Annotated in this window: 25 protein-coding genes; 19 read left to right on the top strand and 6 right to left on the bottom strand. The window is 69.2% G+C overall.

Annotation, left to right across the window (positions count from 1 at the left end; genetic code table 11):
• The first annotated feature begins 11 nt into the window (after positions 1-11).
• The 6 genes from NDI76_RS07520 to NDI76_RS07495 are packed head-to-tail and all read left to right on the top strand — an operon-like array spanning position 12 to position 7628.
• A complete protein-coding gene (locus NDI76_RS07520) occupies positions 12-1808 on the top strand; it encodes a DUF7408 domain-containing protein (protein WP_310923383.1) in 1797 nt (598 codons plus the stop codon).
• Entirely contained in the window at positions 1808-4162 is a 2355-nt protein-coding gene (locus NDI76_RS07515) for a VWA domain-containing protein (protein ID WP_310923382.1), read from the top strand. Before NDI76_RS07520 ends, NDI76_RS07515 begins: the two co-directional genes overlap by 1 nt.
• Entirely contained in the window at positions 4159-4761 is a 603-nt protein-coding gene (locus NDI76_RS07510; RefSeq protein WP_310923381.1) for a hypothetical protein, read from the top strand. Before NDI76_RS07515 ends, NDI76_RS07510 begins: the two co-directional genes overlap by 4 nt.
• A complete protein-coding gene (locus NDI76_RS07505) occupies positions 4761-5792 on the top strand; it encodes a DUF7502 family protein (RefSeq protein WP_310923380.1) in 1032 nt (343 codons plus the stop codon). The genes NDI76_RS07510 and NDI76_RS07505 overlap by 1 nt, the downstream gene beginning before the upstream one ends.
• 26 nt (positions 5793-5818) lie before the next feature.
• Complete coding sequence (locus tag NDI76_RS07500; protein ID WP_310923379.1) at positions 5819-6763, top strand: AAA family ATPase; 945 nt, start codon at positions 5819-5821, stop codon at positions 6761-6763.
• 4 nt (positions 6764-6767) lie between these two features.
• Positions 6768-7628, top strand: a complete 861-nt coding sequence (locus tag NDI76_RS07495; protein WP_310923378.1) for a DUF58 domain-containing protein — start codon at positions 6768-6770, stop codon at positions 7626-7628.
• 49 nt (positions 7629-7677) lie between these two features.
• Here NDI76_RS07495 and NDI76_RS07490 read toward each other — a convergent pair whose 3' ends face one another.
• The gene (locus tag NDI76_RS07490; RefSeq protein ID WP_310923377.1) at positions 7678-7875 is read right to left on the bottom strand and encodes a DUF7501 family protein; all 198 of its coding nucleotides are present in this window, start codon (positions 7873-7875) and stop codon (positions 7678-7680) included.
• 188 nt (positions 7876-8063) lie between these two features.
• On the opposite strand from NDI76_RS07490, the gene NDI76_RS07485 reads away from it, so the two are divergent.
• The 3 genes from NDI76_RS07485 to NDI76_RS07475 are packed head-to-tail and all read left to right on the top strand — an operon-like array spanning position 8064 to position 10513.
• Entirely contained in the window at positions 8064-9437 is a 1374-nt protein-coding gene (locus NDI76_RS07485; protein ID WP_310923376.1) for a TIGR00341 family protein, read from the top strand.
• Between the two features lie 51 nt (positions 9438-9488).
• Positions 9489-9914, top strand: coding sequence for an EamA family transporter (locus NDI76_RS07480; RefSeq protein WP_310923375.1), 426 nt, complete (start codon positions 9489-9491; stop codon positions 9912-9914).
• A gap of 35 nt (positions 9915-9949) precedes the next feature.
• Complete coding sequence (locus NDI76_RS07475; protein WP_310923374.1) at positions 9950-10513, top strand: thioredoxin family protein; 564 nt, start codon at positions 9950-9952, stop codon at positions 10511-10513.
• 42 nt (positions 10514-10555) lie between these two features.
• Here NDI76_RS07475 and NDI76_RS07470 read toward each other — a convergent pair whose 3' ends face one another.
• Positions 10556-11008, bottom strand: coding sequence for an RNA-binding protein (locus NDI76_RS07470; RefSeq protein ID WP_310923373.1), 453 nt, complete (start codon positions 11006-11008; stop codon positions 10556-10558).
• A 39-nt stretch (positions 11009-11047) separates the two neighbouring features.
• Positions 11048-11260: a DUF1918 domain-containing protein gene (locus NDI76_RS07465; protein ID WP_310923372.1), complete on the bottom strand. Its 213-nt coding sequence runs from the start codon at positions 11258-11260 to the stop codon at positions 11048-11050.
• Positions 11261-11410: 150 nt separating this feature from the next.
• Here NDI76_RS07465 and NDI76_RS07460 point away from each other — a divergent pair, with 150 nt between their 5' ends.
• The 5 genes from NDI76_RS07460 to NDI76_RS07440 all read left to right on the top strand — a co-directional run bounded on the left by NDI76_RS07460 (position 11411) and on the right by NDI76_RS07440 (position 14245).
• Positions 11411-11971, top strand: coding sequence for an NUDIX hydrolase (locus NDI76_RS07460; protein ID WP_310923371.1), 561 nt, complete (start codon positions 11411-11413; stop codon positions 11969-11971).
• Positions 11972-12080: 109 nt separating this feature from the next.
• The gene (locus tag NDI76_RS07455; RefSeq protein WP_310923370.1) at positions 12081-12272 is read left to right on the top strand and encodes a hypothetical protein; all 192 of its coding nucleotides are present in this window, start codon (positions 12081-12083) and stop codon (positions 12270-12272) included.
• Positions 12273-12382: 110 nt separating this feature from the next.
• Entirely contained in the window at positions 12383-13057 is a 675-nt protein-coding gene (locus NDI76_RS07450; RefSeq protein WP_310923369.1) for a thioredoxin domain-containing protein, read from the top strand.
• 8 nt (positions 13058-13065) lie between these two features.
• Positions 13066-13581, top strand: coding sequence for a TlpA family protein disulfide reductase (locus NDI76_RS07445; RefSeq protein WP_310923368.1), 516 nt, complete (start codon positions 13066-13068; stop codon positions 13579-13581).
• 1 nt (position 13582) lies between these two features.
• Positions 13583-14245, top strand: a complete 663-nt coding sequence (locus tag NDI76_RS07440; protein ID WP_310923367.1) for a cytochrome c biogenesis CcdA family protein — start codon at positions 13583-13585, stop codon at positions 14243-14245.
• 21 nt (positions 14246-14266) lie between these two features.
• On the opposite strand, the gene NDI76_RS07435 is transcribed toward NDI76_RS07440, so the two are convergent.
• The gene (locus NDI76_RS07435; RefSeq protein ID WP_310923366.1) at positions 14267-14683 is read right to left on the bottom strand and encodes a CBS domain-containing protein; all 417 of its coding nucleotides are present in this window, start codon (positions 14681-14683) and stop codon (positions 14267-14269) included.
• 31 nt (positions 14684-14714) lie between these two features.
• On the bottom strand, positions 14715-16001 hold the full coding sequence (locus NDI76_RS07430; protein ID WP_310923365.1) for a DUF7405 family protein: 1287 nt from the start codon (positions 15999-16001) through the stop codon (positions 14715-14717).
• A 132-nt stretch (positions 16002-16133) separates the two neighbouring features.
• Here NDI76_RS07430 and NDI76_RS07425 point away from each other — a divergent pair, with 132 nt between their 5' ends.
• On the top strand, positions 16134-16823 hold the full coding sequence (locus tag NDI76_RS07425; protein ID WP_310923364.1) for an SCO family protein: 690 nt from the start codon (positions 16134-16136) through the stop codon (positions 16821-16823).
• Between the two features lie 49 nt (positions 16824-16872).
• Entirely contained in the window at positions 16873-18075 is a 1203-nt protein-coding gene (locus tag NDI76_RS07420; protein ID WP_310923363.1) for an MFS transporter, read from the top strand.
• Between the two features lie 21 nt (positions 18076-18096).
• Here the strand turns inward: NDI76_RS07420 and NDI76_RS07415 are convergent, their stop codons facing one another.
• The gene (locus NDI76_RS07415; protein WP_310923362.1) at positions 18097-19074 is read right to left on the bottom strand and encodes an aldo/keto reductase; all 978 of its coding nucleotides are present in this window, start codon (positions 19072-19074) and stop codon (positions 18097-18099) included.
• A gap of 239 nt (positions 19075-19313) precedes the next feature.
• On the opposite strand from NDI76_RS07415, the gene NDI76_RS07410 reads away from it, so the two are divergent.
• The 3 genes from NDI76_RS07410 (at position 19314) to NDI76_RS07400 (ending at position 23315) form a co-directional block, all read left to right on the top strand.
• The gene (locus tag NDI76_RS07410) at positions 19314-20420 is read left to right on the top strand and encodes a bactofilin family protein (RefSeq protein ID WP_310923361.1); all 1107 of its coding nucleotides are present in this window, start codon (positions 19314-19316) and stop codon (positions 20418-20420) included.
• A gap of 338 nt (positions 20421-20758) precedes the next feature.
• A complete protein-coding gene (locus tag NDI76_RS07405; protein ID WP_310923360.1) occupies positions 20759-22438 on the top strand; it encodes an acetate--CoA ligase in 1680 nt (559 codons plus the stop codon).
• A gap of 79 nt (positions 22439-22517) precedes the next feature.
• Positions 22518-23315 (top strand): creatininase family protein, encoded by a 798-nt coding sequence (locus NDI76_RS07400; RefSeq protein WP_310923359.1) that lies wholly within the window; start codon positions 22518-22520, stop codon positions 23313-23315.
• Positions 23316-23324 lie beyond the last annotated feature (9 nt).

The raw sequence follows: 23324 nt of genomic DNA, 5'->3' as shown, positions 1-23324 counted from the left end.
CTTCTCTGTCGATGGCCCTCTCCGACGCCTTTCTCACTCCACTCGGATTCGCCGCCCTCTTAGTGGTGATTCCGATACTCATCCTGTATCTCGTCCGGCCGGACCCGAGGCGCGTCCGCCTGCCGACCTACCGCTTTCTCTCCGAAGACCGACGCGACGTCACCTCCCACCCGCTCTTCGAACGGCTCAAGCGCAGCACGCTGTTGCTCTTACAACTGCTCGCCATCCTGCTGTTCGCGACGGCGCTGGCCTCGCCGTACGTCCCCGTCTCGGAGTCCTCGACGGTTGAGGAGACGGTGCTCGTCGTCGACACCAGCGCCAGCATGACCGTCGAGTCGGGCGGCCAGACGCGGTTCGCCCGCGCCGTCGGCGGCGCGGACGAGGCCGTCACCGGCACCACGTCCGTCGTCCTCGCCGGGTCGGACCCGACCGTCGCCCTCCGGGGCGGCGCCCCCGACGAGGCGCGGTCGGTCCTGTCGGAACTCTCGGCCACGACCGCTCCGGGCGACCTCCGCTCGGCCATCTCGACGGCGGCGTCCATCGCCGGCGACGGTTCCCGCATCGTCGTCGTGAGCGACTTCGCCGACGAGAGCGCCTGGGAGGACGCCGTCCGCGTCGCCCGCGCCCGCGGCCTCTCGGTCGAACTCCGGCAGTTCGCCGACGGCGGCGCGAGCAACGTCGGCATCGTCGAGCGGTCGTTCTCCGGCGACGAGGTGACGCTGTCGCTGAAGAACTACGGCGAGGCGTCGGTCACGCGGTCGGTCTCGCTCGGCGGGGAGCGGAAGTCGCTGTCGCTCGGGCCGGGCGACGTCCGCACGGTGACGCTCGGGATTCCCGCCGGCGGCGGCACCGCACGGCTCTCGCCGGGCGACGACTTCGCCGCCGACGACGCTTCGTACGTCGCCGCCCCCTCCGACGCCGTCGTCGACGTGCTCGTCCTGACGAACGACGAGAACCGCTATCTCACGACGGCGCTGTCGGTCGTCGACAGCGTCGAGGTGACGGTGAAGGAACCGCCCACCTCGGTAACGGAGGAGTACGACGCCATCGTCTACTCGAACGTGGACGGCGGTCGACTGCTCCAGACGAACATCGAAGAGGGCCGCGAGACGCTCGAACGCGGCGGCGGCGTCGCGATACAGGCGCAGGAGCCGATGCCGGACAGTTACGGCGACCTGCTCCTCCTCGAACCGAACGGGACGGGGACGAACCCGACGCTGCGAACGCCCGCCGAGGCCGAACTGACGCGCGACATCGACTTCCCGCCGCCGGAGGTGTACCTGACGGGGAGCCTCCGCGAGGGGCGCGCGCTGGTGTCGACGGCCGACGGGTCGCCGCTCATCGCCACCGCCCAGCGCGGAAACGGCCGCATTCTCTACTACGGCTACATCGAGGCGGAGTCGGCGTTCAAGTACGACTACCAGTACCCCGTGTTCTGGAAGCGCGCGATATACGAACTCGCCGGGCGGCCGCCGCTGACCGAACTGAACGCCGAGACGGGCGGACGGCTCTCGTTCGGCAACGAGACGACCGTCGAGACGCCGTCGGGGACCGTCACCGGCGCCTCCGTCCCCCTCGACGAGGCGGGCTTCTACGAGGCGGGCGGGACCCGCTACAGCGCGTCGCTCCTGAGCGAGTCGGAGTCCTCGGTTGCCGCGAGTGACCTCGATGCGGCGGGCAACGGCAGCGTGCCGGTGCGCGAGGAGGAGCGAACCGTCCCCGACCCGCTGACCGAGTGGGTCGCCCTCGCCGTCTTGGGGGGCGTCGTCCTCGAAGTCGCCTACCTGCGGCGACGGGGGGACCTCTGATGATCGGCGTCGAACTGGGGGGCCTGACGCTCGGACTCGAACGGCCCCGGTTCCTCCTCGCCGGTGTCGGCGCCGTCGCCGTCCTCTGGGCGCTCATCTGGTTCAACGCCCGCGGCACCGCCTCCGAGCGGAGTCGACGGCTGTTCTTCGCCGCCCGCGTCCTCACCGTCGTCCTCGTCGTCCTCGGCGCGGCGGGACCGTATACGGTCCAGTCGACGGAGACGCTCGGCGACCCGCGCGTGAACCTCCTCGTGGACCGCTCGGACAGCACGAACGTCTCGCCGCAACGGGCCGACCAGTTGGCGACGGCCATCGAGGACACCGGACTGCCGGTGACGACGACGACCATCGCCAACGACGACTCCTCGCCCGTCGGCGAAGGAATCGCGGCGAACCTCGAAGAGAACGGGAGCGTCGTCGTCGTCTCCGACGGCCGGGTGACGGAGGGTCGGTCGCTACAGGAGACGAGCGAACTCGCCCGCTCGTTGAACGCCAGCGTCTCCGTCGTCTCGCCCGAACCGGCCGAAACGGAGCGGTACGTCACGCTCAACGGTCCCTCGAAGACCAGCGTCGGCGTCGAGAGCGCCTTCCTCGTCAGCGTCGGCGGCGTCGAGGTGGACTCGCCGGCGACGGTGACCGTCGAAGTCGACGGCGAACGGGTGCTGGAGGAGACGGTGGCAAACGCCTCCGACGCCCGCGAGTTCTCCTACACGTTCGAGGAGACGGGGACCCACCGCGTCACCGCGCGCGTCGAGAGCGACGACGAGTTCGAGGAGAACGACGTGTTCTACAAGACGGTCCGAGCCGTCGAGCGGCCGCAGATACTCTACGTCTCGCAGCGCTCCTACCCGTTCGAGGATTACCTCGAACAGGTGTACGACGTCAAGACGGCTCGGGAGGTGCCCTCCGACCTCTCGCCGTACTACGCCGTCGTGATGCAGGACATGCCCGCCTCGCAGGTGGGCGACGTCGATGCGCTCCAAGAGTTCGTCATCGACGGCAACGGGCTGCTCACCGTCGGCGGGCCGAACTCCTTCGAGAACGGCGGCTACGAGGGTTCCTCGCTGGCGTCGATGCTGCCGGTCACCACCGGCGAGGGGGCGGGCCAGTCGACGAACCTCGTCCTCGCCGTCGACGTCTCCGGGAGCGCGGACAGCGGCATGCGCGTGCAGAAGGCCGTGGCGCTGTCGGCGCTCGAACAACTCGGCGACCAGAACGACGTGGGCATCGTCGGGTTCAACTACCGCGCCTACAGCGTCGCCGACCTCCAACCGCTCGGACCGAACCGCGAGGAACTCTCCGACCGGGTCCGCCGCCTGCAGGCCGGAGGGGCGACGGACATCGCGGTCGGACTGCGCGGCGCGGGCGAGATGCTCGGCGACGACCCCGGAACGATAATCCTCATCAGCGACGGGCAGGACAGACCCGACGCGGCCGTCAGCTACGCGAGTCAGCTCCGCGCCGAGGGCCAGCGCGTCATCACCATCGGCGCCGGCCAGCGCGTCAACGAGAACACCCTCCGCTCCATCGCGCAGGCCTCCGGCGGCAGCTACTTCCGCGCGACGCAGACGAACCGGCTCAACATCCTGTTCGGCGGCGCGCAGTCCTACGAGGGCGAGGGACTGGTCATCGTTGACCCGAACAACTTCGTCACCTCGGGCGTCGAACTGACCGCGAACCCGGGGTCGACGAACGACGTCTCCATCCGGCGGGGGGCGAACTTCCTCGTCGCCAGCGACGACGGGACGCCCGCCGTCGCCACGTGGCGCTACGGACTGGGCCGCGTGGGCACCATCACCACGTACGCCGCCGACGGCAGCCTCGACGGTCTGCTCTCCCGGCCCGACTCGCTGCTGTTGACGAAGTCGACGAACTACGTCATCGGCGACCCCGAACGGAAGGAGACGGGTGTCGTCGGTATCGCGGACACGCGCGTCGGGTCGCCGACAACGGTGACATATCGCGGAGGCGAGCGACCGGCCGCCGCGGACGTCTCGTTCCGGCAGGTGGGCGAGGAGACGTACCGCGCGACGGCGACGCCCGACGAGGCGGGCTACCACGAGGTGCTCGACGCAGCCTACGCGGCGAACTACCGGGAGGAGTACGCCGCCTTCGGCCCCGACCCGGCGCTGGAGACGCTGGTGGAGGCGACCGGCGGCCGGGAGTTCTCCGCGACGCAGGCCGCCGAGATAGCCGAGTTCACGCGCGAGGAGTCCCGGCGGGTGCGCTCGGTCCGCACCGACTGGACGTGGCTGGCGATGGCGCTCGCGTTGGCGCTGTTCAGCCTCGACGTCATCTATCGGCGGGTTCAAGTCCGTCGGAGCAGTAGCGCGGGTGAAGGAGGTCTGACATGAGCTTCATCGGCCGCCCCATCAACCTCGCCCTCGTCGCCGTCGTCGCCCTCCTCCTCACCGGAACGGTGGGCGCGACGGTCGTCTATCAGTCGTCGGCGGGCGATTTGGAGGCGCAGAACGAACAGCTGAGAGAGCGGAACCAGGAGCTCCGGCAGGAGCTGACTGAGACGCGCGAGGAGCTCCGGTCGCTACGGGAGCGCGTCGCCGACCTGAACCAGAGCGTCGAGCGCTCCGAGGGCGACGTGGGGCAGGTCTCTACGGAACTCCAGCGGACCGAACGGCTCCTGAATCAGACCCAACGGAAGCTGGCGGACACGGAGTCCTCGCTCGAAGAGCGGACCGAACAGCTCGGAATCGTCCGCGGCAACCTCGAAGAGGCGCAGGCGGAGATAGACGACCTCGAAGAGCAGACGAACGCGCTCGAAGTGGAGAACCGCGAACTGACCGACGAGGTGGAGGACCTCGAAGCTCGGAACGAGCAACTGCAGGAGGAGGCCGACGACCTGCGGGCCGAGCGCAACGAGTTCGAGGACGACCTCGAAGCGGTCTGCGACCAGTGGAACACGAGCGCGGACGACAGACCGGCGGAGTGTCCCTGATGAGCGGCGACGACAACCGCGACCGAGACCCCAGTGACGGCCGCGAGTTCGACGCCGACTCGGGGTTCGGACCGGGTCTCGACGCGACCGAGTCGAGCGGCGACGGCGGCCACGAGGGCGATGACGCCGACGTCGGCGGACCGGCCGCCGGGGACGACACCGCCTCGCGAATGCGCGCGGCGCTCTCCGAGGTCCGCGAGGAGGCGCGGAAGGTCGCGTTCCTCCACGCTCTCCTCGACGCCGGCCTCGTCGCTCTCGTGACGAACGTTCTCCTCCGACTGTTCCGCCCGGCCGCCCTCGGCGACGCCGTCGGCCTTCCGGGGTTCCTCGCGGGCGCGGGCGGGGTCGTTCCGAACACGATTCACACCGCCTCGGTCGTCGGCCTCCTCCTCGGCGGCGTCGCGTTCGTCGGCGAGTACCTGCTCCGGACGCGGCGACCGCTGGTCGAGCAGTTCGAGGCGGGCAACCCGAGCGTCGCCGAGGCGCTCCGAACCGCCCGCGACAGCGTCGAGGACGGCGCGAACACCGAGATGGCGCGCCGACTCTACGAGCGCGTCCTCGTCGACCTGCGCGGGACGTCCAGCTTCGAACTCGTGGGGACGCGCCGCGTCGTCGTGACGACGCTCCTCATCGTCCTCGTCAGCCTCGCCAGCATCCAAGTCGCCGTGGTCGACCTCGACCTGAGCGACTTCGGCGACGACGAGGACGACGAGGTGCCCGGCGAACGGCCGCCGCGGACCGAGGCCGAGGACGAACTGCAGGACGGCGACGAGATACTCGGCGACGCCGAGAACGTCTCGGCGGGCGACGAGAGCATCAACGCCTCCGTTCAAGGCTCCGACGAGGGGGAGGGCGAGGGCGGGTCGGTGTCGCCGCCCTCCTCGTACGACGACGGCGGGTTCGCCGACGCCGCCGTCGAGGGGCAGGACGCGGGCTACGCCCCCTCGGAGAACATCGAGGACGCCGAACTCATCCGGGAGTACAACCTGCGGATACGCGACAGCGACGAAGCGGACGACGACGATAGCTGATCTGAGGAATCCATGCCAGCACGACAATGCCAGTAGACGACATCGACCGAGTACAGGAGCGACTGACCCGCGTCCGTAGCGAGATAGGCAAGCGAATCGTCGGCCAGGCCGACGTGGTCGAGCGACTGCTCGTCTGCATCCTCTGCGACGGCAACGCCCTCCTAGAGTCGAACCCCGGCCTCGGGAAGACGACGCTCGTCCGCACCGTCGCGGAGGTGACGGACCTCTCCTTCTCGCGCATCCAGAACACGCCGGACCTGATGCCCTCGGACATCACGGGCACCGAAATCATCCGCGAATCCGCGCAGGGGCGGGAGTTCGTCTTCGAGAAGGGACCGGTGTTCGCCAACATCGTCCTCGCCGACGAGATAAACCGCGCGACGCCGAAGACGCAGGCGGCGTTGTTGGAGGCGATGCAGGAACGGCAGGTGACGGCGGCGGGCGAGACGTACGACCTCCCCCGACCGTTCTTCATCCTCGCGACGCAGAACCCCATCGACCAGGGGGGCACCTATCCGCTGCCGGAGGCGCAGACCGACCGCTTCCTGATGAAGATACTCGTCGACTACCCCTCCGAGGCCGAGGAGAACGACATCGTCACCCGCTACACGGGCGGCGCCCCCGACCCGACGGTCGAACGCGTCCTCTCGCGCGAGCAGTTGCAGGGGGCCCAGCGGTTCGTCCGCGAGATGCCCATCGCCAACGACATCCGACAGCGCACGGTCAGACTCGTCCGTTCGACGCGCGAGGAGGAGATGATAGAGTACGGCGCGAGTCCCCGCGCGAGCATGGGTCTCGTCCTCGCGGCGAAGGCGCGCGCGTTCCTCGCCGGCCGGTCGCACGTGAGTTGGGAGGACGTCGCGGACATGGCCCCGCCCATCCTCCGACACCGCGTGCTGCTCGATTTCCGCGCCGAACGCGAGGGGACGACGCCGGACGACGTGGTGAAGCGACTCGTCACCGAGGTGTAGTCCGATGACCATCGACCCGGGCTTTTTCGCCGAACTCGCGCGGTTCGACGCCTCGCTGAAGCGCGTCTCCGAGGACCTCCAGCAGGGCGACCAGGAGTCCCCGAGCGTCGGCGAGGGACTGACGTTCAGCGACTACCGGCGGTACGCCCCCGGCGACGACACCCGACTCATCGACTGGCGGGTGTACGCCCGCACCGAGGAGTACTACGTCAAGCAGTTCGAAGAGGAGCGGAATCTCACCGTCCACGTCCTCGTCGACACCTCGGCGTCGATGGACTACGGCGAGGGCGACGCCCACAAGTTCGAGTTCGGCGCGAAACTCGGCCTCGGGTTCGCCTACCTCACCGTCGAGGAGAACAACGACTTCCAGTTCTCGACGTTCCGCGACCGACCGCTCCGCCTCGACACCGGACGGTCGAGTCGCGGCGACCTGCTCCGCGTCGTCGACCTGCTGAACGAGACGGAACTGCGCGACGAGGCCGACCTGGTCGCCTCGTTGGAGGAGTACGAGAGCAGTATCCGCTCGCGGTCGCTCGTCGTCGTCGTCAGCGACTTCCTCGTCGACCCCGAGGAGGTGGAGGCCGCCGTGGCCGCACTCGGGGACAACGACGTGCTGTTGCTCCAGACGCTCGCGCCCGACGAACTCGACCCGAGCGTCTCGGGCGACACCATCTTCGAGGACCCCGAATCCGAGGAGTCCCGGCGGTCGTACTTCGGCGGGTCCCTGGCCCAGCAGTACCGCCGCCGCCTCGAAGCGCACGTCGACACCGTCGCCGACCGGGCCGAGACGCTCCGCGCGGACCACGTCCTCGTGAACACCGGCGACGACTTCTTCGACGCCTTCGCCGACGTCTGGGTCGGTTGAACGGCGCCGCGTTCCTCTTCGTCTCCGTCTCCGTCTTCGCCCGCCCCCCCTATCCGGACCACTCGCCGCGCATGTCGTCGGCGACGCTGGTCCGCCACGTCTCGAACCCGCGTTCGCAGACCGGGCTCTCTTCTAAGTGGGCGAGGAAACCGGCGCCGGGGTTTTCGAGTTCAGTCCGACAGAATGGACAGCGATTCGGGTCCTCCCACGTGTACGCTATCTCGGATGGCGTCCGTGATTGCGACATAGAGGGACTTATGCCGTCATACAAGTTAAATCATGTCTCTCATCGCGTATCTGGGGTGAATATCTGGTACTCGTTTCGGAATAAAAGCAACGTTTGCGTCTTTTCGAGGGTGGCGGGCGTGTTAGCGCTCGAACCCGTCATTTCGGCGGCAAGACGCCTTATCCGTGCCTCGCTCGAAGTTTTACGGAGTGAGGTTAATTCGGACTCTCATCCACGAGGACGACCGCGAGAACGTCGTGGCCGTGCTCGAAGACGAGAACATCGACTACGTTATCTACGAAGAGTCCAGCGGTCGCGGGGACCTACTCGTCGTCGAGTTTCCGGTACCCGAACAGGCGCTCGAAGTCGTCCTCGCGCGGTTCGACGAGGCGGGACACGACGAACACGCGTACACCGTCGCCGCGGAAGCCACCTCGGCGCTCTCGGAGAACATGGGGGAGGTCGAAGACCGGTTCGTGGTCGGCGAGGAGGAGGACAGCAGCATCGCCGTCGAGGAACTCCGCTCGCAGGTGCTCGGTCTCCTGCCGGACGCCTTCACGTACTACCTGCTGACGTGTCTGAGCGCCATCGTCGCGACGGCGGGTCTGCTCCTCGACGCGCCGGCGCTGGTCGTCGGGTCCATGGTCATCGCGCCGCTGGTGGGGTCGGCGCTGACCGCGAGCCTCGGCACCGTCCTCGCGGATCGGGACATGATAATCAAGGGGTTCAGAACGCAGTTGCTCGGGCTGGGGATGGCGATACTGGGGTCCATCGCCTTCGGCTACGCCCTCAGGACCGGCGTCCTGCTCCCGCCTTCGCTGCGCCCTTCGACGACCGCACAGATCGCACAGCGTATCTCCCCGGGGCTGTTGTCGCTCGTCATCGGGGTCTGCGCCGGGGCGGCGGGCGCGGTCAGTATCGCCACCGGCATCTCCGCGGCGCTCGTGGGCGTGATGATCGCCGCCGCCCTCATTCCCGCCGCCGCGGCGGTGTCCGTCGGAGTGATCTGGTCGGAGCCCACCATCGCGCTCGGGGCGCTCGTGCTCCTCGCCGTGAACGCCGCGTCGATACACGTCTCCGGCGTCGCCGTCTTCTGGTACCTCGGCTACCGACCGACCGAGTGGGACTCGAGCAGTCCGCTGTCGAACGTCTCGATACGGCAGTACGCCCCCTCGTTCGCCGTCGCCGTCGTCCTCCTCGTGGTGTTCGTTACCGCCGGGGGCGCCGTGTGGACGCACGTCTCGTTCAATCACTCGGCGAACGTCGCCGTCGAGCAGGCGCTCTCGCAGGAGCGCTATGACAGGCTCGAACTCGTAGGGGTACAGGTCGGGTTCAACCCGGGCCCCCGGTTCGCGGAATCGCAGCAGGTGACGGTCACCGTCCGCCGTCCGACAGACGAGAGCTACCCGAAGCTGAGCGAGCGACTCAGGAGGCAGATAGTGGCCCAGAGCGACCGTGAGCCGACGGTCGTCGTCGAGTTCGTGGCGAGTCAGCGCACCCCCCTGGAACCCGGGACCGAGAACCGCTCGAACGTCCGGGCGGGGGCGGTGCGTCCGGACGGGGGCGGCGCGCCGGCGCTCTGACGGCGACCGCGGGTCGAAACCGTCAACAGCGGACGGCCGGAACCAACGACGATGAACTATCTCCCGTGGGCCCTCCTCGCGTTGGGCGCGTACGCGTTCGTCGCGCCGTTGATGAGCGTCGCGACGACGGGGACGCCGAGGATTCCGAGCAACGTCGCCGCCCTGATAGCCAACACCGTGCTCGTCGTCGTGACGGCGGGCGTCGTCGTCTACACCGACGCGGACGCCCTCTCCTACGTGACGCACCCGAAGACGAAGTTCGTCCTCGCCGCCGGCCTCTGTCTCACCGTCGGCATCCTCTCGTACTACCGCGCGCTGTCGATGGGACCGGTGAGCGTCGTCGCCCCCATCTTCGGGATGTTCCTCGCGCTCAGTTCGCTGGTCGGCATCGTCTTCCTGAACGAGTCGTTCACCGCGCGGAAGGGGCTGGGCATCGCCTTGGCCGTCGTGGCCGTCTACCTGGTTTCGGTCGAGTAACGTCTTTCCGCCTCGCCGTCGTACGCTCGGCCGAGATGGTACTGAAGGAATCCGACTCGAAACTGTCGCGCGGCGACGCCGCGCCCGACTTCTCGCTCCCGGGCGCCGACGGCGAGACGTACTCGCTCGACTCCTTCGAGGACCGCGAGGCGCTGCTCGTCGTGTTCACCTGCAACCACTGCCCCTACGCGAAGGCGAAGTTCGACGAACTGAACTACCTCGCGCGCTCGTACGACGAACTCGCCGTCGTGGGCGTCAACCCCAACGACGCCGAGGAGTACCCCGACGACTCTCTCGGACGAATGGAGGAGTTGGTCGAGGACGGGACCATCGAGTACACGGCGTACCTCCGCGACGAGTCCCAGGAGACGGCCCGCGAGTACGGCGCGGTGTGCACGCCGGACCCGTTCCTCTTCGAACGCGAAGGCGGCGAGTTCCGACTGGCGTTCCACTCGCGCATCGACGACGCGATGAGTCCCGACGACGAGGTGACCGACTACGAGATGCGGACGGCCGTCGAAGCCGTCATCGCGGGCGAGGAGATTCCGCTGGACGAGACGCCCTCGCAGGGCTGTTCCATCAAGTGGAAAGACGAGTGAGCCAAGCGACCGACAACGAGTGACGGGCGAGGGGAAGCGACGCTACTCCTCGTCGCTCTCGTTCATCTCCGCCGCCTGCAACAGCGCCTCCCGTGCGTTCTCGACGGCGGCCTCCTTCTTCGCGGGGTAGGCCTCCACCTTCGCGCGGAAGGTGATACCGTCGCCGAGGCGAGCGTCGCCGCCGAACGCGGCCTGTTTGTCCAACCGAAGGAAGAGTTCGCAGTTCTCCGTCACGCGCTGGTCGAGTTCTTCGAGGAGTTGGTCGAACGTCGACAGTTCCGACAGCGCCGAGAGGACGTGTCGGACCTCGTCGGCGCGTTCGACGCGCGCGGAGAGGACGATGATACGGTCGCCGTGGTGGCCGGCGTTCTCGGTGCGTTCGACCTCGAACTCGTCGGGGAGGAAATTTCGGAGCGCCGCCTCGACGCGCTTGTCGTCTTCGGTCTCGTAGCAGAAGGTTCGCAGGTCGACGTAGTGGAAAGGGACGCGAGCCATCTTCGTCCGCTCTTCGCGTCCCGGCGGAAAAAGTCCGTCCTATTCCGCGTCGGCGTCGACGTCGGCCTCCTCCTCGTCGGCCTCGTCGAGTTGGTCGGACGAAATGCCGACCTCCTGCCCCTCGTCGAAGCTGACGACGTACGTCTCGTCGCCGAACATCGTCTCTACGACCTGCGTGATCTTGCCGACCTGTCCGTCGAACTCGCTGTGCTTGTCGTGCAGAACGACGGCGTCGCCTTCGTCGAATTCCATGTCTCGGATGCGGACCGCGGAGGTGAAAAGTCGACTGGTTCGCCGCGACGGCGGCGTTCGCGGTGCCGAAGGCGTCTTTAGCCGCGCGCGCGAACGACGGTCCATGAGTCGACCCGACGCGCGACCGACCCGCTCCGCCGACCGCGAGCGATGGTCGTAAACGACCTCTGGTTCCTGGCCGAGGAGGCGAGTCAGCGCGCCGAACGGGCGTACCAGCGGCTCCGCGAACGGTACTCGGGCTACCTCGACGACCGCTGTGCGCACCGCGTCTCCCGACGGCGGTTCCGGACGCTGGCGCGTCGCGTGAAACGAACGGGGGCGCCGTACGGCGCCCAGACCATCGTCTCCAACGGCGGCGACGTGCTCCTCGTCCGCCACGAGGGCGCGGACCTGTGGGTCCTCCCCGGCGGCGAGGTGCGCGAGGGCGAGACGTACCGCGAGGCGGCAGTCCGCGAACTCCGCGAGGAGGCCGGTATCGCGGCCGACTACCGCGGTCTCGCGGTCGCGGAACGCGTCGACATCCGCTGTTCGGACTGCGAGACGTGGGGCGTCCTCCCGGTGTTCGCCGCCACCGCCGAGGGGGCGACACCGAGCGTGTGCGACCCCGACGGCGAGATATCCGCCGCCCGGTGGTTCCCCTTCGACGACCTGCCCGCCGACACGCGGGACCGCGCGGACCTCCTCGCGTGGCGCGACCGGGCGGCACCCTGACGCGGGACGCCGGACGGCGCTCCCCGAGGCGGCCGCCGCCTTCGGGTTCGCGGCCGACCGAGAACCGCCGGCCCAGTCTTTTGTCGCTCCGACCCGTCGTCCCGTCACGATGCCTCTCGTGAGCGTTCCCTGTCCCGCCTGCGGCGCGTCGACGTATCTCTCCCTTCCGGACGGAAACCGCTTCGTCACGACCGAACCGGGCGAGGGCGACGGCGACCGGACGGACCTGACCGAGGAGACGCTGACCTGTGACGACTGCGGGGCGACGTTCCCGGCGCTTCACGGCCCCGCCGACGGCTGAGTCAACGGTCCGCGGCCGCGGCCGAATCGCGACGACGCGCGCCTGGTTCGCCTCTGTGACGGCTTCCGGTTCACGGTGAGCATAAATAGCCAGACTCCCTCAACGCGACTATGCGAACGACCCGACGAGCGTACCTCGCCGCCGCCGGCGGCGCCGTCGCCGCCACCGCCGGCTGTCTCGGCGGGAGCGGGACCGCCGGGATGGCCGACCTCTCCTGCGACGTCGGTCAACTCGACCAGGTGGGCTCCCTCCCCCGTCCGTCGCTCGGACCCGACGACGCCCCGGTCACCGTCGACGCCTACGAGGACTACGCCTGCCCCCACTGCGCCACCTACAGCCTGAACGTGTTCCCGAAGATACGGGAGAACTACATCGACGGCGGCGACGTCCGCTACCGTTTCTTCGACTTCCCGCTCCCGGTGAACGAGCAGTGGTCGTGGGGCGGCGCCATCGCCGCCCGCGCCGTGCAGGACCGCGCGGACGCGGAGGCGTTCTTCGAGTACGGCAAGACCCTCTTCGAGCGGCAGAGCGACCTGACGAGCGACGGCTTCTCCGTCGTCCACGACGCGGCGAGCGAGTTCGACGTCGACGGCTGCGAAGTCGCCGCGTCCGTCGACCAGGAGGCCTACCGGCCGGTCGTCGAGAGCGACCGACAGCGCGCCGTCGACAAGGGGTACCAGTCGACGCCGACCATCGTCGTCAACGGCGAGACGGCGGCCGACCCCAGTTGGGAGACGGTGAAGCGAACCATCGACGGACACCTGAAGTCCGCCTCGAAGTCGTAGGGAGGACCGTGAGACGACGCGAACTCCTCGCGGGTCTCGGCGGCCTCGGCGTCGTCGGCGGCGCGGGGTACGTCGCCCTGAACGGGATCGGACTCGACGACGGACTCCCGCTGACCGTTCGAACGCTCGACGCGCCGGGGTCGACGGCCGGAGAGCGGTCGCTCCCCGTCCCGGACACTCCGACGGTGCTCGACCTGTTCGCCACGTGGTGTGCCCCCTGCTCCGAGCAGATGGAGTCGCTGACGGCGCTACACGAGGAGTTCGGCGACCGAGTCGCGTTCGTCTCCGTGACGAACGAGCGGTTCGGCGGCGGCCTCTCGGCGGCCGACGTGCGCGAGTGGTGGGTCGACCACGACGGCGCGTGGACCGTCGGCCACGACCCCGAGAGCGACCTGATGCGCGAGTTGGGGGCCGGCGGCCTCCCCTTCCTCGCCGTGGCCGACGCCGACGGGACCGTGACGTGGACGCACCGCGGACTCGCCGCCGAGTCGGCTCTGCGCGAGGAGATTCGGGCGGTGCTGTGAGGTGACGGCCGCCCCCTTCGCCGGCACCGTCGCCTTCGCCGTCTCCGCGGGCGCCGCCACCTTTCTCGCCCCCTGCGCGTATCCCCTACTCCCCGGCTACGTCGGCTACTACGTCGGCCGCGAGGACGCGGACCTGCGCGGCGCCGCCGTCCGCGGTGCCGCCGCCGCCGCCGGCGCGCTCTCGGCACTCGGCGCCGTCACCGCCCTCCTGTTCGCCGCCGGGACGGCCGTCGTCTCCCGGCTCGCCCTCTTCGAACCGCTCGTCGGCGCCGTCCTCGTCCTCTTCGGCGCGCTCTACGTCTTCGACCGCGCGCCGACGCTCCACCTCCGACTCCCGGCGCGGCGCGCCTCCGCGGGCGGATTCGCCCTCTTCGGCGCCGTCTACGCCCTCGCGGCTGCGGGGTGCGTCGTCCCCGTCGTCCTCGGCGTCCTCACCCAGTCGTTAACGCTCCCGGCCCCGCAGGCGGCCGTCGCCCTCCTCGCGTACGTCGTCGCCGCGGCGGCGCCGCTGGCCGCGGTCACCGTCCTCGGCGCACTCGGCAGCGACGCCGTCGGCGGCCTCTCGGGGCGCGTCGGGTCGGTCCAGCGCGTCGCCGGCGCAGTGATGGTGCTCGCCGGACTCTGGCAGTTGGCCGTCTCGGCGCGCTTCCTCGGCCTCGTCTGAGTTGCCGGGTCGACCGCGCGCTCACCCTCGCCAGCCGCCGCTTCCGAGGTGTCGCCGCACCTCGTTGACCGCCTGCGGTTGGTGTCTGGCGACGTCGGTCACCGTGACGATGCCAACGAGGTCGACGCCGTCGCGGACGGGCAGTCGCTTCACCTCGTGCCGCTTCATCTCCTCCAGTGCGCTCGTGACGCTCGCCTTCTCCGTCGTCGTGACGAGGTCGCGGTTCATCGCTCGGGTGACCGGAACGGCCGAGAGCGACCCGTCGCCGCGGTGCGTCTCTCGGAGGGCGTCCGTGCGGGTGACGATACCGACCGGTCCCGCGTCGACGACGACGACGCTGCCGACGCCGCGGTCCAGCATCTCGCCGACCGCGTCGCGGAGAGTCGCCCCGACGTCGACGGTCACCACGGGCGAACTCATTATCTGGCGGACCTGCATACGGCGGCTCACGGGGAGCGTAGAAGTAAAACTACTCGACGCCCGGCGTCTCGCCCGCCGGCGTCGGCAGCGCTCGCAGGTCGCGCGGCGGGACGAGGAAGTTGCCGCGCCGCTGGACGAAGATATATTCCAAAATACCGTTGTTCACGCGCTGTCGGATGGTGGGGGCGTCGGTGAGGTCCGCGCCGTTCATCGCCTCCCGGACCGCCTCGAAGTCCGATATTCCGCGCTGGAGGCTCGGGAAGTGGAGGCTCGCCTCCCCGTCGTCGGTCGACTCGAAGTGCCGGCGGAGCAGTTTGACGTTCCCGTCGTCGTCGCGGTTCGCGCGCGCCGCCTTCTGCGCGTGGCCGACGCGGCCGAACTCCCGCGCGTCGTCGCGGAGGGAGTCGAGCATCGCGTCGATTCCGCTGTCGTCCCCGAGGTTCTCGCCGACGCCCTCGACGAGGTTCTGCTCCGCGTGATCCGGGGAGAACATCTCCATCACGCGCTCCTCGAAGTCCTGCTCGCCGTACCAGTCGTCGAGTCGCTGGCGGATGTTCGCCACCGTCTTCGTCGTCGCTCCGGCGAACGGTCCCTCGGCGATGGTTACGTAGTCCTCGCTCGCTTGGTTCTTCGCGAATCCCGCTTTGAACCCCATGAACAGCGGCGACTCCTCGGGAACCGGGCCCGAGTCGGGAATCCCCTCCAAGTCGCCCTGTCGCTCGGCGGGCATCCCCTCGCCGACGAATCCGGTGCGCCGGTCGGCGACCGAGAAGACGTCCGTCAGCGTCGCGCCCACCGATTCGCCGTTGACCGTCTCCGCCTCGCCCGTCAGCGCCTCCTCGGCGCCGAGGAGGGCGTCCGGACGGTCCGAGGCGAGGTGGAGGAGGGCGTCCTGCCGGTCGAACTCGGGCGTCTCGAACGACGAGAGCGCCCGCGGTTCGGGCAGGTCGACGCCCGCCGGGAGCGAGGCGTCGTACCGCGAGAAGTACCGCGGCGAGTAGGCTATCGAGTACACGAGCCCCTCGTTGCTCCGTTCGTACGCCCGGTCCAGCGTCGAGAGCGCCGCCTCCACCGTCTCCCGGTCGCCGGCGTTCGGTCGGCCGTCGAGGTTCAGATAGAGGAGGACCTGATGGCGCGGGAGGACGACGTTGCCGGCGTCGTCCTCCGGGAGCAGGTCGTTCCACGCGTGCTGTCGGGCCGGGAGCGAGGCGGGGTCGTCGGTCCCCGTCGGAATCGGCTCCTCGGCGCGCGTCGTGCAGGCGGCGAGGGCCGTCGCGCCGCCGACGGCGACGGCGGCCTTCATGAACTCCCGACGCGACGCGCCACGCTCGAACATGGGGTCGGCTAGGCGTCTCGCGGGCAAGTGAGTTCTGGTGCGCCCGTCGGGGACGCCCCGTCCTCGACTACCGGTCGAACGCCGTCCGGCGAACCGGACCGTTCTTCAGGGCCGAACGCCTACCCGAATCACATGGATCGACGGTCGTTCCTCGGCGCCGCGGGACTCGCGGGCGCGACGGGGATTGCGGGGTGTACCGGCGGGTCGATAGCCGGGTTCGGCGACGCGAACCCGGACGTCGCCCTCGGCGAACCCGACCGGGAGGAGGGGTTGGAGAGTTCGGACCTGCCGTATCCGGCGTGGGGCGAACGCGTCCCGGACGTGACGGTTCCGTACGCGCTCTCGGAGGGAAGCGTCGCAGTACGGAGCATCGAGGGACCGCACTTTCACACGTTCTTCTTCACGAACTGCATGACGGTGTGTCCGGTGCTCATCAGCGCCCTCAGAGAGGTGCAGGTGCACTCGGTGAACGAGGGCTACGCCGAGGAGGTGTCGTTCTACCCGATATCGTTCGACCCGGCGCGCGACGACGCCGCGGCCTTCAGGAAGGAGGCCGAGCAGATGAACGTCGACACCGACGCGGGCAACTGGCACTTCCTCCGCCCCGACGGCGAGAGCGAGGCGCGGCGCATCGTCGACGACGAGTTCGGCGTCTTCTTCCAGCAGCAGGCGAACGGCGACGACCCGTACATGTTCGCGCACACGAGCGTCGTCCTCCTCGTGAACGGCGACGGCTACGTCGAACGCGCCTACCGGGGCACCCAACCCGACGAGGGAACGATGATAGACGACCTGAAGCGAGTCCGGCGCGCCTCCGAGTGAGGGTCGGCCGGAACGACGCGATTTTCCCCCGCCGCGCCGAGTCGACGGTATGGACAGACAGACCGAGCGCAGGCGACTCGCGCTCGCGGTCTGGACGGTACTGGTGTCTCAGGTGCTCCTCTACCCCGGTCTCTCGGACCTCGTGACGGCGTTCGGCGTCGAGAGCACCACCGCAACGCGGACGCTGTTTCTCGTCGCCGAGTACGCCGCGTTCGTCACGTTCGCCGGCGTCTGGGGCGCGGTGAGCGACTCGCTCGGCCGCCGCCGTCCCCTCATCGTCGCGGGCGCCCTCGGCGGCGCCCTCGGCTACCTCGTCCTCGCGGCCGTCCCGTCGCTCGGCCTCCCGTTCGCCGCCGTCCTCGCCGTCCGCCTCGTCGGCGGCGCGGCCACCATCGGTGCGTTCTCGCTGTCGATGACGGCGCTGGCGGACCTCTCCTCGGACAACGGCCAGAACATGGGCGCGGCCGGCATCGCAATCGGCTTCGGCGCGGCGCTTGGGTCCGTCGCCGGCGGCTTCCTCACCGACGCCGACCCGCTGTACCCGCTGTACGGCGCGGCGGCCCTCCTGACCGTCGCCGCCCTCCTCGCCGCCACGGTGCCCGACCGGACGCCGGAGGGCGTCCGCGTCCGCCTCGGCGCCGCCTTCGGTCGTCTCCGCGCGCGCCCCCAACTCGCCGTCCCGTACGCGTTCGGCTTCATCGACCGCATGACGGCTGGGTTCTTCGCGCTGGTCGGCGTCGCCTACTTCCGCGAGACGTTCGGCCTCGACGCCTCGCTCGCGGGGATGGCGCTGTTCGCCTTCTTCTTCCCGTTCGCCCTCCTGCAGTATCCCTTCGGCATGCTCTCCGACCGGGTGGGCCGGTTCGTCCCCGTCGTGGCCGGGTCCGTCTGCTTTGGCCTCTCCATCGTCGCCGTCGGCCTCGCGCCGTCGCTCGCCGCCGCCGTCGGTCTGATGGTGCTCGTCGGCGTCTTCGGCGCCCTCGTCTCGCCGGCGACGATGGCGCTCGTGACGGACGTGGCCGCGCCCGAGGAGCGCGGGGCGGCGCTGGGCGGGTTCAACGTCTTCGGAAGCCTGGGCTTCCTCGCGGGCTTTCTCGTCGGCGGCGTCGCCAGTTCGGCCGCGGGCTACCTCGCCGCGTTCGCCGTCGTCGGCCTCTCGGAAGTCGCTATCGCCCTCGTCGCCGGGCGGGCGGTCAAACGGCTCTCCTCGGGCGGGTTCGGGTCGGGGTTCGTCGAGTCGGCGGGCGACTGAGGAGGACCGCTCCGCGGGACCTCACTCGTGGCCGCTGACGCGGACCGGTTCGTACGGCTCTTCGAGGTACTCCACGTCGGAGTCGGAGAGGTCGATGTCGAGGGCCTCGACGGCGTCTTCGAGGTGTTCGACGCTCGTCGTCCCGACGATGGGCGCGTCGACCCAGTCCTTCTCGAACTGCCACGCCATCGCTATCTGCGCCATCTTCACGCCCTTCTCCTCGGCGAGTTCTTGGATGCGCTCGTTCACCGCCTCGCCGCCGCCTTCGAGGTACGGATGCTCGCGCGCGTAGTCGTCGGTTTCGCCGCGGGCGGTCGACCGCGCCTCCTCGTGCGGACGGGCGGCGACGCCGCGCGCCAGCGGACTCCACGGGATGACGCCGACGCCCTCCTTCTGACAGAGGGGAAGCATCTCTCGCTCTTCCTCCCGGTACTGCAAGTTGTAGTGGTTCTGCATCGTCGCGAAGCGCTCCAAGCCGAGCGACTCCGAGGTGTGAAGCGCGTCCGCGAACTGGTGGGCCCACATCGAGGAGGCGCCGATGTAGCGCGCCTTCCCCCGACGGACGGCGTCGTCGAGGGCACGGAGCGTTCCTTCGATGGGGGTGTCGTAGTCCCAGCGGTGAATCTGGTAGAGGTCGACGGTGTCCATCCCGAGCCTCTCCAAGGAGTTGTCCAACTCCTGTTCGATGGTCTTCCGCGAGAGGCCGCCCGAGTTGGGGTCCTCGTCGTCCATCTGTCCGTACACCTTCGTCGCGACCACCTGTTCGTCCCGGTCGTACTCGTCCAGCGCCTCGCCGAGGATTCTCTCGCTTTCCCCCTTCGAGTAGACGTTCGCGGTGTCGAAGAAGTTGATACCGAGTTCGATGGCCCGGTCGACCAACTCCTTGCCCTCCTCCTCGTCCAACACCCACTCGCGCCAGTCGCTCGTCCCGAAGCTCATGCAGCCGAGACAGATTTTGGACACTTCCATCCCGGTGTCGCCGAGTGTCGTGTACTCCATGCTATCTGCCCGCACGACCGCAGCGCGGAAAAAGCCACGCGAGGCGGTGGGGACGGCCGGATTCTTTCTCAGACGTTCGCGGTCCGCGAGTACGAATCCATCCACGGTTCTCACGCCACAAGTGCTCACGCCTGCTTTATGGTCGGATGCACCGTACTACCAACCGAGAGCGAACCGGCCCGGTGGGGCCGAGACTCCGTGTGAACCGGTCTGCGAGAGCGTTCGCTCGGGAGCCATTAATGTCCAGTTCGTCGGTATCCAGGTTGCTCGCCGTCGTCGTCGCGCTGCTCGTCTTCACGGGAAGCGCCGTCGGCGTCGCGAGCGCGCAGGCGCAGCAAGCCCCCTTCGGCCCGGCCGTCACCGTCGCCGAGGGCGAGACGTACAGCGGAACGCTCGAAGCCGCGGCGGGCACCGTCGTCGTCGCCGGCACCGTCGACGGCGACGTACAAGCTCTCGCCGGCAACGTCGTCGTCACCGAGACGGGCCGCGTCACCGGCGATGTCGGCGTCGCCGCCGGGTCCGTCACGATAGACGGAACCGTCGACGGCGATGTACGGACGGCGAGCGGAACGCTTCTGGTCGGGAGTACCGCCGTCATCGGCGGGAACCTCGAAGCCGGCGCGGGCGACGTCCGACTCGCCGGGACCGTCGACGGCGACGTAACCGTCGGCGCCGACAGCTTCCTCGTCGGGAGCACCGCCGTCGTCGGCGGGAGCGTCACCTACGACGCCGAGACGTTCGGCGTCGCCGACGGCGCGTCCGTCGCCGGGACCGTCACCCGCGACGAGAACCTCGTGACGACGACGCCCGTCGTCGGTGACCCCGACGGGTTCGTCCTCCCCGAGAGCGTCGTCGCCGCCTACTGGTTGCTCGTCAACCTCGTCCTCGGCGCCGTCCTCCTCCTCGTCGCGCCCCGGTTCGCCGCGCGCGTGACGAACGTCGGGACGGAGCGGACGGTCAGGAGCGGCGGCGTCGGTCTCCTCGCCCTGGTCGGTGTCCCCGTGGCGCTAGTGCTGACGCTCCTCACCGTCGTCGGCATCCCACTGTCGATAGCGGGGTTCGTCCTGTTCGCCCTCGTGCTGTGGGTGACCTCGGTGTACGGCGCCCTCGTCCTCGGGACGTGGCTGCTGTCGCTCACCGAGTACGAGAGCCGCTGGGCCGCCCTCGCGGTCGGACTGCTGCTCGTGGCCCTCGTCGGGTTCGTTCCCTTCGCGGGCGGCGTGCTCCAGTTCCTCGTCCTCCTCGTCGGCCTCGGGGCGTTCGCGCTGGCGCTCCGCGGCGAGGGCGGCGAGACGGGCGGCGACTCGGCCGGCGCCGTCGGCGGCGACGAGGCTCCGGTGGCCTGAGCGCTCCTCGTCGACCGCCGGGTCGTCTCGGCGATGACCGAAGGTCGGCCGACTCAAATTAATTATCTCTGACATCATCGCCTCGCTGGAACTCAGGAACCCGTCCGAATCCGCTCGAAAACGTCGGAAACGGTGGCAAACGTCCATAACTATCGGTCGAGTGAGGTGTCGCGGGAGTTCCGAGATGCGCTGACGGTGCGGACGCGACCGGACGCCGTCGGAACACCGTGCGGCCACCGACCAGATAGCTACGCGCCGCCTTCGGAGACGGCTCGCCTTCCCGACGGCGCGCGGCGGCCGACCCAAATAATTATTCACTATGTTTCCGATGGGAAGCCATGGCACTGTCATACGACGACGCCGTCGGCGAGTTCGAGTGGGACGTACCGGAGGGATACAGCCTCCCCGGAGTTATCGAGTCGCACGCGGCGTCGTTCGGCGACCGGGTGGCCCTCCGCTTCCGGGACGCCGACGGCCGACGCGAGGAACGGACGTACGCCGACCTGCGGGACGACGCGAACAGATTTTCGAACGCCTTGGCCGAGATGGGCGTCGAAAAGGGCGACCGGGTGATGCATCTCGTTCCGCGGCACCCCGACGTGTTCGCGGTACAACTGGGCGCGTTGAAGCGCGGGGGGCTCTTGGTTCCCTGTTCGTCGATGCTGAAGCCGAAGGACATCGCCTACCGCGCGAACGACTGCGAGGCGTCGACCGTCGTCGCCCACGAGTCGCTCACGGGGATGGTGGACGCGGTGCGGGGGGAGACGCCGCTCGAACAGTTCGTCGTCCTCGGCGACGGAAACGAAGGGGAGAGCAGCGACGGCGACGGCGAGGGCTGGGAGACGTTCGCTTCGCTGGTCGAGGGGCGGAAGACGGCGCACGACGGCCCGGAACTCGGCGCCTCGGACCCGATGTCCATCAACTACACGTCGGGAACCACGGGGCAACCCAAGCCCGTGATGCACCGCCACCGATGGATGCGCTGTTTCGAACTGGTGAACGCGCCGTACTGGTGGGGGGTCACCGCCGACGGCGTCGTGCCGCCCGGCGAAACCGAGGAACCGGCGGACTTAGAGGAGGAACTGCTGTGGGCGACGACGGGCACCGGGTGGGCCAAGTGGTTCTGGAGTCCGGTCGGCGTCGGCCTCACGACGGGCGCGACGCAGTTGCTGTACGACGGCGATTTCGACCCCGAGGCGTTCCTCTCGGTGATGGCCGACGAGGGCGTCACGCGCCTGTGCGCCGTGCCGACGCAGTACCGAATGTTCTCGCAGGTCGACCTCTCGGGGTACGACATCGACCTGCGGGCGGCGCTCTCGGCGGGCGAACCGCTGAACCGCGAACCCATCGACGCCTTGGAGTCGGCGTTCGGCGTTACGCCGCGCGACGGCTACGGCCAGACGGAGACGGTGGCGCTCGTGACGAACTACCCCGGCGTCGAGGTCAAACCGGGGAGCATGGGCCGGCCGACGCCCGGCCTCGGGACGACGATAATCGGCGACGACGAAGAGGAACTCGGACCGGGCGAAATCGGCGAGATAGCCGTCCCCGTCGGCTGTCCGGGCATCTTCGACGGCTACTACGAGCGCGACGACCTCGACAGAAAGACGTTCTCCGGGGAGTACTACCGCACGGGCGATTTGGCCTCGCGCGACGAGGACGGCTTCTTCTTCTTCGAGGGCCGCGCCGACGACATCATCATCTCGGCGGGGTACCGTATCGGCCCGTTCGAGGTGGAGGACGCCCTCGTCTCCCACGCCGCTGTCGCGGAGGCGGCCGCCGTCGCCTCCCCGCACGAGGAACGCGGCGACGTGGTGAAGGCGTACGTCGTCCTCGGCGAGGGCTACGAGGGGTCCGAGGAACTTGTCGAGGAAATACAGGAGTTCATGAAGCGGGAGACGGCGCCGTACAAGTATCCCCGGAGGGTGGAGTTCGTCGACGAACTGCCGAAGACGTCCTCGGGGAAGATCCGCCGCATCGAACTGCGGCGGATGGAGGAGGAGACGTTCGGACGGTAGCCGGTGTCGGCTATCGGAACCCCGACAACCGCGCCGGCTCACGTACTTTCTTCTCCCTTCTCGCAGTCTCTCCGAGTAGATGTACGTCGCAGACCAGACGTGGCCCGAACTCGGGGACTACGTCGCCGAGGAGTCCGTCGCGTTGATTCCGCTCGGTTCGACCGAACAGCACGGCCCGCATCTCCCCCTCGCGACCGACCACCTCATCGCCGAGTCGCTCGCGCGGGCGGCGGCAGACCGGACGGAGGTGCTCTGCGCGCCGACGGTGAACGTCGGCGTCAGCCCCCACCACCGGCAGTTCCACGGGACGATGTGGGTCGACCCGCCGCAGTTCCGCGACTACGTGGAGTCGATGACGCGCAACCTCGCGTACCACGGAATCGACCGCGTCGTCTACGTGAACGCCCACGGCGGCAACGTCCAGCACCTCCGCGAGGTGGGCCGCCGCCTCCGCGACGACGGGACGATGTACGCCATCGAGTGGATGTGGGACGAGTCCATCCCGGACCTCGTCGACGAGGTGTTCGAGCGCAACGGCCCCCACGCCGGCCCGAAGGAGACGGCGATGATCATGCACGTCGCGGGCGAACTCGTCCGCGAGGACCGCCTCGAAGACGCCCGCGACGGCGGCCTCGTCGACCTCGACGACTCGCCGAACTACATGACGCACGGCGCGCGCACCTTTTTCGACGCCGTCGAGAACTCGGAGAACGGCGCGTTCGGCGACCAGACGGACGCGACGCCCGAGGCGGGGAAACGACTGTTCGAGGCGGCGACCGACCAGTTGGTGAAACTGGTCGAGTGGTTGGACGACAGCGACGTCGAGGACCTGATGGCGCCCGCGCACGTCGACCCCCAACCCGGCAGTCGGCGGTAGCGACTCCGG

This window comes from Halogeometricum sp. S1BR25-6 (assembly GCF_031624495.1).
GTDB lineage: Archaea > Halobacteriota > Halobacteria > Halobacteriales > Haloferacaceae > Halogeometricum > Halogeometricum salsisoli.
This window is presented reverse-complemented; position numbering and strand designations above follow the sequence as displayed.